The organism is Flavobacterium geliluteum (assembly GCF_017948595.1).
Classification (GTDB): domain Bacteria; phylum Bacteroidota; class Bacteroidia; order Flavobacteriales; family Flavobacteriaceae; genus Flavobacterium; species Flavobacterium flavipigmentatum.
On the sequence record NZ_JAGFBV010000037.1, the window covers coordinates 18,571 to 29,971 of the forward strand.

Genomic DNA, 11,401 nt, shown 5'->3' on the forward strand with positions numbered 1-11,401 from the left:
TTTTATACGATACCCAAGAGCTCAATGAACTATCATTGAGCTCTTTTTTTTTTTGAATTTGGCTTTTAAGTAACATATTCATAAAACATTACTTTCAAATATTGCTTATATTTATGGTTTAAAAATTTATTGATATTCAAAATTTTAATATATTAACCTTAATAAGTAACAAGATGAAATTTACAAGAAAAGCAAATGCCAACTGGCAAGGAACCGGTATGGAGGGCAAAGGAACAATCAGTACGCAAAGCACCACACTGGATAAAGCACAATTATCATTTAAGACACGATTTGCAGATGGCGTTGGTACCAATCCTGAAGAGCTTGTCGCTGCAGCACATTCTGGCTGTTTTACGATGCAATTAAGCTTTTTATTGAATGAAGCTGGCTTTGTAGCAGATGATTTGAGTACAGAAGCCACAGTAACTTTTGAAGATGGTACTATTACTCTAATTCATTTGGATTTGAAGGGAAAAGTTCCGTCAATTTCTGCTGATGAATTTGAAAAAACTGCTGCTAAAGCAAAAGAAATTTGTCCGATTTCTAAACTTTTAAATACTACAATTACATTAACTGCTACTTTGGTAAGCTAGTAAAAGTAATTTTTAGGTATAAAAAAACCATTCGTTTCCGAATGGTTTTTTTTATGAAATAATGTTGCGAATTATTTTTTAGCTTTTAGGGCTTTAGCTTCAGCTGTCATTTCAAGAGCACTATAAACACCAATTAATGTTTTAGTAATATCTTCATTTTTAGGATCTAATTCATTAGCTTTTTTAAGGTAAGGAATTACACTTTTGAATACGTTTTCTCTTTGAGCTTTTAATACATCATAACGCTTCATATCTTTAGCAGAAGTGCCTAATTTGTTCATTTCATCAATGATTGGTTTCTCTGCTTCTAATTTTAGAGCCGCTAAATTAATGTAAGCATTAGTATAGTTTGGATTAATTTCGATTGTTTTTAGGTAATATTTTTCAGCATCAACTGGGTTTTTGGCGTTGTTGCTTATTACACCTAAATTAAAAATCAAATCAGCGTTGTTTGGATCTTTTTGCAAAGCCTCACCTACCAATTTTTTGTATGTATCATAATCTTTCGTTTCAAGATACAAATTAGCCTCCGAAAGAATCAATGAACTATCTTCAGGATTTGCTTTTCTGGCATCAGCAATTGCTTTTTTAGCATCTTCTGTACGTCCTTTTTGAAGCAAAATCAAAGCATAATTTTTGTAAATTTCACCTCTTTTAGAAGGAATATTTTCAGTTTCAGGTTTTTCGTGAGTACCTAATTTTACCGCTAAATCTCTTTGTTTAGCATCTGAAAAACCTTGAACTTCACCGTTAGTTTTACTAACAGCAGTAAAACTGGTTCCTTTTCCTGAATAATTTAACTTTTTTAATTCCTCATACATCGGTAACGCAAGATCATAATCCTGAGAGTTAACCGCTGTAGAAGCTGCATAATACAAATTGATCGTGTCTTTTTTGTCTAACAAGTAAGCGTCATACAATTTTTTTGCTCCATCAGCATGTTTATTTGCTTGAGAATCTGCAATGGCAGCATTGATTAATTTTCCTTTGATTTCTGTTACAGAACCTGCTGCTTGAGCAGAATATTTTGGTTTTCCAGATTGTTTTTCAATTTCAATTAATTTTTGGTAGCTTTCAGCAGCTTGAGACAAGTTTTTACCTTCCTCTACTTTTTTATTGGCTAAATCTAAGAAAGCGTTACCTTTTATAAAATAAAACTGAGCTTGTTCTACATCTTTAGCATTTACAATAATGTTTTCTGCATCTTTCAAAATTGCAATTGCCCCTTGAGCATCTCCGCTTTTTAGTGCTTTTTCAGCGCTTTTAATCTGATCTTTTTGAGCAAAAGTAGCTACTGATATCAATAATGCTGACGCAAGTATTACATATTTACTTTTCATAATATTCAATTTGTGTATTTAATTTTCTTTTTTTTTCTTACTCTAAATTTATTCTTCAGATTCTTCTTCAGTATCCTCTTCGTCTTCTACAACATTGTCATCATCGTCGTCATCGTCTTCTACTGCTCCGTCGTCTTCAAGAACTTCCAAATCTGGTTTAACTCTTTCAACAACTGATTCTATGACGTTACCATCTTCATCAACAATAACCTCAGCAACATCATCTTTCATTACTTTTGTTACGGCAGCAATAGAGTCTTTTCCTTTTAAATTAATCAATCGAACTCCCTGAGTAGCGCGTCCCATAACACGTAAATCCTCGATAGCCATTCTAATTGTTAATCCAGATTTATTGATAATCATCAAATCATCAGCATCGGTTACAGCATTTATCGAAATCAATTTTCCTGTTTTCTCTGTAATATTAAGTGTTTTAACACCTTTTCCTCCACGATTTGTTATTCTATAAACATCTTCACCATCGTCATCCACCAATTTGGTACGTTTACCGTATCCATTTTCAGTTACAACTAAAATTTGTGAGTCGTTAATATCATTTTTGTCTACAGTAACCATACCAATAACTTCATCGGTATCATCTTTTAAGGTAATTCCACGAACTCCGGAAGCTGTTCTTCCCATCGGACGCGTTTTAGTTTCCTCAAAACGAACTAGTTTACCAGACTTCACCGCTAAGATAATTTGGCTTTCTCCGTTAGTTAATTTTGCTTCAAGCAATTCGTCACCTTCTTTGATCGTAATAGCAGCAACACCGTTTACCCTTGGTTTAGAATATTTCTCTAAAGACGTTTTCTTCACCTGACCTTGTTTTGTTACCATTACAAGATTGTGACTGTTGATATAATCTTTGTCTTTTAGATCCTGAGTACAAATGAAAGCTTTTACTTTATCATCACTTTCAATGTTGACCAAATTCTGGATCGCTCTGCCTTTTGCAGTTTTGCTTCCTTCCGGGATTTCATAAACACGCATCCAGAAACATTTTCCTTTTTGCGTAAAGAACATCATGTACTGGTGATTTGTTGCCACAAACATATGCTCTAAGAAATCCTGATCTCTTGTTCCAGCGCTTTTTTGTCCAACTCCTCCTCTATTTTGTATTTTGTATTCTGTTAAGTTGGTACGTTTGATGTAACCTGCATGCGAAATTGTAATCACCACATTTTCATCAGCGATCAAATCTTCGATACTCACATCACCACCAGAATATTCTATTTGAGAACGACGGGCATCTCCGTATTTCTCACGAATTTCTGTAAGTTCCTCTTTAATTAATTCTGTTCTTAAATTTACATCTGCCAATAAAGCTTTTAAATGCTCGATTAACTTCATTAACTCTTCGTACTCAGCTCTTAGCTTATCTTGTTCCAGACCTGTTAACTGACGCAAACGCATTTCTACAATAGCACGAGCCTGAATATCTGATAATTTAAATCTTTCGATTAATTTATCACGAGCCTCCTCTGTATTTTTAGAACCACGTATAATTTTAATTACTTCATCAATATTATCAGAAGCGATAATTAATCCTTCTAAAATATGTGCTCTTTCTTCGGCTTTTCGCAATTCAAATTGAGTTCTACGAACAACAACATCATGACGGTGCTCAATAAAATAGTGAATCATATCTTTTAGATTCAGCATTTGTGGGCGACCTTTTACCAGCGCAATATTGTTTACACTAAAAGAAGATTGTAATGATGTGTATTTATATAAGGTATTCAATACTACGTTTGGCGTAGCATCACGCTTCAGAATATAAACGATACGCATACCATTTCTATCCGATTCGTCACGAATATTGGCAATACCTTCAATTTTTTTATCATTCACCAAATCAGCCGTACGTTTGATCATTTCGGCTTTGTTAACCTGATAAGGAATCTCGGTTACAATGATTGATTCTCTTCCGTCAACTTCTTCAAAACCAACTTTGGCACGCATTACGATACGACCTCTACCCGTTTTAAAAGCTTCACGAACGCCTTCGTAACCATATATAATTCCTCCTGTTGGAAAATCCGGAGCTTTAATATGTGTTATTAACTCATCTATTTCGATATCATTATTATCAAGATATGCAAGAGTTCCATTAATTACCTCCGTAAGATTGTGAGGAGGCATATTGGTCGCCATACCTACTGCAATACCTGTTGCTCCATTAATCAATAAAGTAGGAACGCGCGTTGGCATTACTTTAGGCTCGTATAATGTGTCGTCAAAGTTCAATTGAAAATCAACTGTTTCTTTTTCGATATCTGCCATGATTTCTTCCGAAATCTTTTTCATTCTGGCTTCAGTGTAACGCATTGCCGCAGGGCTATCTCCATCGACAGAACCAAAGTTCCCTTGTCCATCCACTAATAAATAACGCAAACTCCATTCTTGTGCCATACGCACCATCGCATCATAAACAGAAGTATCTCCGTGAGGGTGGTACTTACCCAGAACCTCTCCTACGATTCTCGCCGATTTTTTATGAGCTTTATTCGAAAAAACTCCTAAGTCATACATTCCGTAAAGAACTCTTCGATGAACTGGTTTCAAGCCATCTCTAACATCTGGAAGCGCTCTCGATACGATTACTGACATCGAATAATCGATGTAAGCTGATTTCATTTCATCCTCTATGTTAATAGGAATTAACTTTTCTCCTTCAGACATAAGTTGTTATATTAAATAATTATATTAGTTTCAAAGCGTGCCAAGATACGGTTTTTTGAAATTTTTATAACAATTTTCGCATACTTATTTCAATGATTTATTAACAACTTTATCTAGCGTTTTAGTTAATAAATTAAGCGTTTTTTAACTCTTTTATTCTTTATTTTTTTGTCTCTTAGCTGACAGGAGATTCCAAAGGGTACGATTTTTGTTTTTCAAATAGTAATTCACTAAATTTACAATACCAATTATATATTATGGATGATAATTTTTCACCAAGAGTAAAAGATGTTATTACCTACAGTAAAGAGGAAGCCTTGCGTTTGGGCCACGACTTTATTGGTACAGAACATCTAATGCTAGGCATTTTAAGGGATGGAAACGGAAAAGCCATCCATATCCTTAATAACTTAGCAGTCGATTTAGATCACTTACGCAGAAAAGTAGAAATACTAAGCCCCGCCAATCAAAGCGTTGAAATAAATGCCGAAAAGAAAAATCTTCATCTTACCCGTCAAGCGGAAAGGGCGCTGAAGACCACTTTCCTTGAAGCCAAGGTATTTCAAAGCTCCTCGATTAGCACCGCTCACCTGCTTTTGTGTATCTTACGAAACGAAAACGATCCAACAACCAAGCTATTGAATAAGCTAAAAATAGATTATGATATCGCTAAAGAACAATATTTAAACATGACTCCAAACGAAGAAGAATTCTTAGAAAACTTGCCACGAAACGAATCTTACAACGATGATTCAGGACAAGATGACAGTCTAAAAGAAAGTAGTTTTAATAATCCAGCCAATAAGTCAAACAAAAAATCTAAAACTCCAGTATTAGATAATTTTGGGAGAGATTTAACAGAAATGGCTGAGGAAGGAAAACTAGACCCTGTAGTAGGACGCGAAAAAGAAATTGAGCGTGTCTCACAAATTTTAAGCCGTAGAAAAAAGAACAATCCGCTTCTTATCGGAGAGCCCGGAGTGGGTAAATCTGCGATTGCCGAAGGATTGGCGTTACGCATCATTCAGAAAAAAGTATCTCGTATTCTTTTCAACAAACGCGTCGTAACTCTTGACTTGGCTAGTTTAGTAGCCGGAACAAAATACCGTGGACAGTTTGAAGAAAGAATGAAAGCCGTGATGAACGAGCTTGAAAAAAATGATGATATTATTCTTTTTATTGATGAAATTCACACCATTGTAGGCGCTGGCGGAGCAACCGGATCACTTGATGCTTCCAACATGTTCAAACCTGCGTTAGCAAGAGGAGAAATTCAGTGTATTGGTGCTACCACTTTGGACGAATACAGACAATATATCGAGAAAGACGGCGCTCTGGAAAGACGTTTTCAAAAAGTAATTGTAGAACCAACTTCTGTTGAAGAAACGATTGCTATCTTAAATAATGTTAAAGACAAATACGAAGATCATCACAATGTAATTTATACGCCAGAAGCGATTGAAGCCTGCGTAAAATTGACCAACCGCTATATGTCTGAGCGCTTTTTACCAGACAAAGCGATTGATGCTCTTGACGAAGCAGGCTCTCGTGTACACATCACCAATATTGATGTTCCTAAACAAATCTTAGATCTAGAACGTCAGTTGGAAGAAGTGCGTGAAATGAAGAATATGGTAGTCAAAAAACAAAAATATGAAGAGGCTGCAAAACTTCGTGACGATGAGAAACGCATCGAAAAAGACTTAGCTATTGCGCAAGAACAATGGGAAGAAGATTCAAAAAATAACAGAATTGAAGTTACAGAAGATAATGTAGCAGATGTAGTTTCTATGATGACTGGAATCCCTGTAAACAGAATTGCACAAACCGAAAGTAATAAATTAGCAAAATTACCAGAGTTAATTCAAAATAAAGTAATTGGCCAAAACGAAGCTGTTTTAAAAATTGCACGCTCTATTCAACGTAACAGAGCCGGACTTAAAGATCCAAACAAACCAATTGGATCCTTTATTTTCTTAGGTCAAACTGGAGTTGGAAAAACACAATTGGCAAAAGTTTTAGCAAAAGAATTATTTGATTCTGAAGATGCGTTAATTCGTATCGACATGAGCGAATACATGGAAAAATTTGCAATTTCCCGACTAGTTGGAGCGCCTCCGGGATACGTGGGCTACGAAGAAGGCGGACAATTGACTGAAAAAGTACGTAGAAAACCCTATTGTGTTGTATTGCTGGATGAGATCGAAAAAGCGCATCCTGACGTTTTTAACATGATGCTTCAGGTTTTAGATGACGGTTATTTGACAGACAGTTTGGGTCGAAAAATCGATTTTAAAAACACAATTATCATCATGACCTCAAATGTGGGGGCTCGCCAATTGAAAGATTTTGGTCAAGGTGTAGGTTTTGGAACCGCAGCAAAAGTGGCTCAAGCCGATGAGAATTCAAAAAGCATTATCGAAAATGCCTTGAAGAAAACCTTTGCTCCTGAATTCTTGAATAGAATTGATGATGTAATCGTATTTAACGCACTAGAAAAACACGATATTGATTTGATTATCGAAATTGAACTTAAAAAATTATATGCCAGAATCTCTGAACTTGGATATAATTTAAGTCTTACCGATAAAGCAAAAGCATTTATTGCAGAAAAAGGTTTTGACAGACAATTTGGAGCAAGACCTCTAAAAAGAGCCATTCAGAAATATGTTGAGGATTTGTTGGCAGAGGAAATCATTACTTCAAAAATACATTCAGGTGATGAAATCTTAATGGATCTCAAAGAAAACTCGCAAGAACTTTCTGTAGAGATTCACAAAGCAGAAGAACCGACAAATCAATAAAAAAATAATTTACAACAAAAATAATATGCCCGTTACGTTTTTATAACATAACGGGTTTATTCTTTGTTACAAATTTTATATTTATTAAAAGCAAATAGCTACTTTTGAATACTAATATCGATAATAATAACGTATGCTTCAGAACAAAGTCATTTTAGGTAGCGAAGAATGGTGCTCTTTTCCAGAATTAGGAATTCCTACTATCAAAGCCCGCGTTGATTCGGGTGCCAAAACATCGGCGATGCATGCCATAAACATTGCGCCTTTTATAAAAAATGAAGCCAATTGGGTCAAATTTGATATCAACCCAATTCAGAACAATATCAAAACCATCATTCATTGCGAAGCTCCATTGGTAGACAAAAGAATTGTAAAAAGTTCCAGTGGTTTTAGAGAACATCGCTATGTTATCCAAACCAATATATTAATTGGTGATACCAAATGGCCAATAGAAATGACTTTGACCAATCGTGACTCGATGGGTTTTCGCATGCTTTTAGGGCGCGAAGCTATGAGTGGTCGTGTTCTGGTTGATCCCGAAGAAAAATATTTACTGGGACAACCTACAACAGATACTTTAAAAGAATTATATAAAAATTCTGAAAAAGCAAGTTCAGGTTTACGAATTGGACTTCTGGCAAGCAATCCCGAGTTGTATAGCAATAAAAGAATAATGGAAGCGGGAGAAATGCGAGGCCATGAAATGCATTTTTTGAACATTAAAGAATGCTACATGAAACTGGATGCCAAAACTCCTGAAATTCATTACCGTGGCGGAAAAATCCTCAATCAGTTTGACGCTATTATTCCCAGAATACGACCAAGCATGACTTTTTATGGTTGTGCCTTAACACGTCAGTTTGAAGCACTAAAAGTATATTGTCTCAATTCGGCTTCAGCAATAACACAATCAAGAGATAAATTGTACTCATTGCAATTGCTATTAAATAGCGGAATCGATATTCCGACTACTGGTTTTGCAAACTCACCTTTGGATACCGATAATTTGATCAAAATGGTGGGAGGATCACCTTTGATTGTAAAATTATTAGAAGGAACCCAAGGAAAAGGAGTCGTTTTGGCCGAAACCAAAAAAGCAGCAGAAAGTGTAATTAACGCTTTTAAAAGCTTAAATGCCAATATATTAGTTCAAGAATTCATCAAGGAAGCAAACGGAAAAGACATTCGTTGTTTTGTAATTGACGGAAAAGTTGTTGCGGCAATTCAGCGTGAAGCAATGCCGGGGGAATTTAGAGCCAATATTCATCTTGGAGGAACGGCATCTGTTATAAAAGTTACTGCCGAAGAAAAAAGAATTGCCATAAAAGCCACCAAAGCAATGGACTTAAAAGTAGCTGGTGTTGATATTATTCGTTCTTCCAAAGGACCTTTATTATTAGAAGTAAATTCATCTCCAGGTCTTGAAGGAATTGAAGGCGCTACAAATAAAGATATTGCCGGAGAAATGATACGCGCTATCGAAAAGAATTTTAAGTTATAAAAACACCGTTTAAAAATGACACTAAGTCCATATCTGGATATTATTTTTAGGAGTGTGGCCGTCTACTTTTTTATGACAATTGCCCTTCGTCTTTTTGGAAAAAAAGAGCTTTCGCAACTCAATACAGGCGATATCATTCTGATTTTACTCATTAGTAATTCGGTTCAGAATGCAATGGTTGGTCCAGATACTAGCCTTTTGGGAGGATTGATAGCAGCGTTGGCTTTATTTATAATTAATTACGGAATCAAGAAGTTAGAACACAAATATCCAAAGCTCAACACCCTCTTATTGGACAAACCTGAGATTTTGATTCATGACGGAAAATTAGATTTTAAAACTCTTAGTAAATTAGATATTACTAACGAAGAATTGAAAGAAGCAATGCGAGAGCATGGTGTTGAGTATTTTTATGAAGTAAAACTTGCCATGCTTGAAATAGATGGAACAATAAGTATTATTTCTAAAAATAGTAATCTAATACAAACGCATTACAAACGAAAACACAACGACAAAAGCTCCGGAAGTCAAATTTCCTAATATTGTAAGAGCAAAACTTCAAATATTATAGGAAGATTTAATTAAACTTCTGTTTTTGAACAAAAAGCAATTTATAAAAAGAACGATTTCAAATAGCATTTAAACTATAAACAATAACAAAAATTTAGGTAGTAAAATTATTTATGTTCTAATAATTTTAAATACTTTTGTTCCACAAATCAATTAACTAATTAATTTCATAATGAAAAAAATATTTTTATTACTTACCGCTTCAGTAGCGATTATTTCATGCAGTAAAGTTAAAGACGGAGAATACCTAATTACTGGAACGGCAAAAGGAATTGAAAACGGAAAAACGATCATTTTACAAGGTCAGGATCCAAAAACTCAAATGACAGTTGCACTTGACACTGTAAAAGTTGAAAATGGAAAATTTGAAATCAAAGGAAAAGTAACTGAACCAGCTTTTCATACTTTAATTATACAAGATGTTCAAGGATTAGTTCCTTTTATCTTAGAAACAGGAGAAATCAACATTGCTGTTGACAAAGACAGCATTCAAAAAACAAAAATTTCTGGTACTTACAATAATGATGAATATGTAAAATTTGATGCAGAGCTTAAAGTTGCAACAAAAAAACTGATCGATTTTCAGAAAAAAAATACGCAAACGATGCAAGCTGCTCAACAAAAGCAAGATACTGCTGTTATCAATGGTTTGATGAAAGAATTCATGACAATTCAGACAGAAGTTCAGGAAGAGACTAAAAAGAAATATGTTGGTTACGCAGAAGGTCACCCAAAATCTTTTATTTCGGCTTTGATTCTTCAAGGTATGGCTGGAGACCCAACTGCAGATGTAAAAAAAATCGAAACTCTTTATAATGCCTTAGATGAATCTGTAAAAAATACTACTCCAGGGAAAAAAGTAAAAGAAACTTTAGGCAGAATGAAAATGCCATCAGTAGGTGCAACTGCAGCTCCTTCTGTAGATAGCGGTAAATGAAGAGCAGATTTTTCGGCTCCAAATCCTGAAGGGAAAGTAATTTCGCTAAAAGAAAGTTTAGGCAAAGTAACAATTGTTGATTTTTGGGCTTCCTGGTGTGGTCCATGTAGACAAGAAAATCCTAATGTTGTAGCTATTTATAACGAATTACATTCAAAAGGACTAAATATCATAGGAGTGTCATTAGATAAAGAAGCCAGTGCTTGGAAACAAGCAATTGCAAAGGATAAATTGACTTGGCCTCAAGTTTCTAACTTAAAATATTGGGATGAACCAATTGCCAAACAGTATAAAGTAGAATCAATTCCTGCCACTTTTATTCTAGATGCGTCAGGAAAAATTGTAGCAAAAGATTTAAGAGGCCCAGAATTAAGAGCAAAAATTTTAGAACTTTTGGCTAAATAAGACTAAGATTCTTCATAAAACAAAAAAATCTCCCTAGTGGAGATTTTTTATTTTATTCAATACCAATCAATTAAAAAATAAGTTGAAATTAAGTGCGATTTTAGTTTGCAAACATCAAAAACGTTTATATATTTGCAACCGCTTAGCACAACAAAGCGCATTAATACAAGCTTCGGGGAGATACTCAAGCGGCCAACGAGGGCAGACTGTAAATCTGCTGTGTGAACTTCGCAGGTTCGAATCCTGCTCTCCCCACGGAAAGGCCGAAAAGCCGAAAAACTGTAAGTTTTCAATCTTTTCAAAAAGCCTTAAAAAATGTCTTAAAGCCAGTAAATCCGATGATTTACTGGCTTTTTTGCTTTATGTCCTGTTTTCAATATTTATAAATGCTCACAAAATAAAAGGTGCAGAATCGGTGCACTTTCCGGCCCACAGAAAAGTGGAGTTGCTACATTTACTGGGACATAAATTTTAAGACTGTTTAAATAAAAATAAATATCTTAGAATTATGAAAAAACGAGTTTACAGTGCTGAGTTTAAATCATCAGCAGTACGATTAAGTTACG

The 11,401-nt window shown here is 34.8% G+C and carries 7 protein-coding genes, 1 tRNA gene and 1 pseudogene; 7 read left to right on the forward strand and 2 right to left on the reverse strand.

Annotation, left to right across the window (positions count from 1 at the left end):
• Positions 1–173 precede the first annotated feature (173 nt).
• Positions 174–593, forward strand: coding sequence for an OsmC family protein (locus J3495_RS17370; protein WP_210667978.1), 420 nt, complete (start codon positions 174–176; stop codon positions 591–593).
• Between the two features lie 71 nt (positions 594–664).
• Here J3495_RS17370 and J3495_RS17375 read toward each other — a convergent pair whose 3' ends face one another.
• Both J3495_RS17375 and gyrA read right to left on the reverse strand, forming a co-directional pair.
• Entirely contained in the window at positions 665–1,933 is a 1,269-nt protein-coding gene (locus J3495_RS17375; protein ID WP_210667980.1) for a tetratricopeptide repeat protein, read from the reverse strand.
• A gap of 48 nt (positions 1,934–1,981) precedes the next feature.
• Positions 1,982–4,618, reverse strand: a complete 2,637-nt coding sequence (gene gyrA / locus J3495_RS17380; protein ID WP_210667982.1) for a DNA gyrase subunit A — start codon at positions 4,616–4,618, stop codon at positions 1,982–1,984.
• Positions 4,619–4,875: 257 nt separating this feature from the next.
• On the opposite strand from gyrA, the gene J3495_RS17385 reads away from it, so the two are divergent.
• From J3495_RS17385 to J3495_RS17410, 6 genes and pseudogenes are all read left to right on the forward strand, one after another.
• Positions 4,876–7,422: an ATP-dependent Clp protease ATP-binding subunit gene (locus J3495_RS17385; RefSeq protein WP_210667984.1), complete on the forward strand. Its 2,547-nt coding sequence runs from the start codon at positions 4,876–4,878 to the stop codon at positions 7,420–7,422.
• Between the two features lie 133 nt (positions 7,423–7,555).
• Positions 7,556–8,923 carry a 30S ribosomal protein S6--L-glutamate ligase gene (gene rimK / locus J3495_RS17390; RefSeq protein WP_210667986.1) on the forward strand — a complete coding sequence of 456 codons (1,368 nt, stop codon included), beginning with the start codon at positions 7,556–7,558 and terminating at the stop codon, positions 8,921–8,923.
• 15 nt (positions 8,924–8,938) lie between these two features.
• Complete coding sequence (locus tag J3495_RS17395) at positions 8,939–9,463, forward strand: DUF421 domain-containing protein (RefSeq protein ID WP_210667988.1); 525 nt, start codon at positions 8,939–8,941, stop codon at positions 9,461–9,463.
• A 202-nt stretch (positions 9,464–9,665) separates the two neighbouring features.
• Complete coding sequence (locus tag J3495_RS17400; RefSeq protein ID WP_210667990.1) at positions 9,666–10,430, forward strand: DUF4369 domain-containing protein; 765 nt, start codon at positions 9,666–9,668, stop codon at positions 10,428–10,430.
• Between the two features lie 18 nt (positions 10,431–10,448).
• A pseudogene (locus J3495_RS17405) lies at positions 10,449–10,835 on the forward strand (peroxiredoxin family protein); the annotation flags it as partial.
• A 174-nt stretch (positions 10,836–11,009) separates the two neighbouring features.
• Positions 11,010–11,090: transfer RNA gene (locus J3495_RS17410), tRNA-Tyr, on the forward strand.
• The last annotated feature ends 311 nt before the right edge of the window (positions 11,091–11,401 follow it).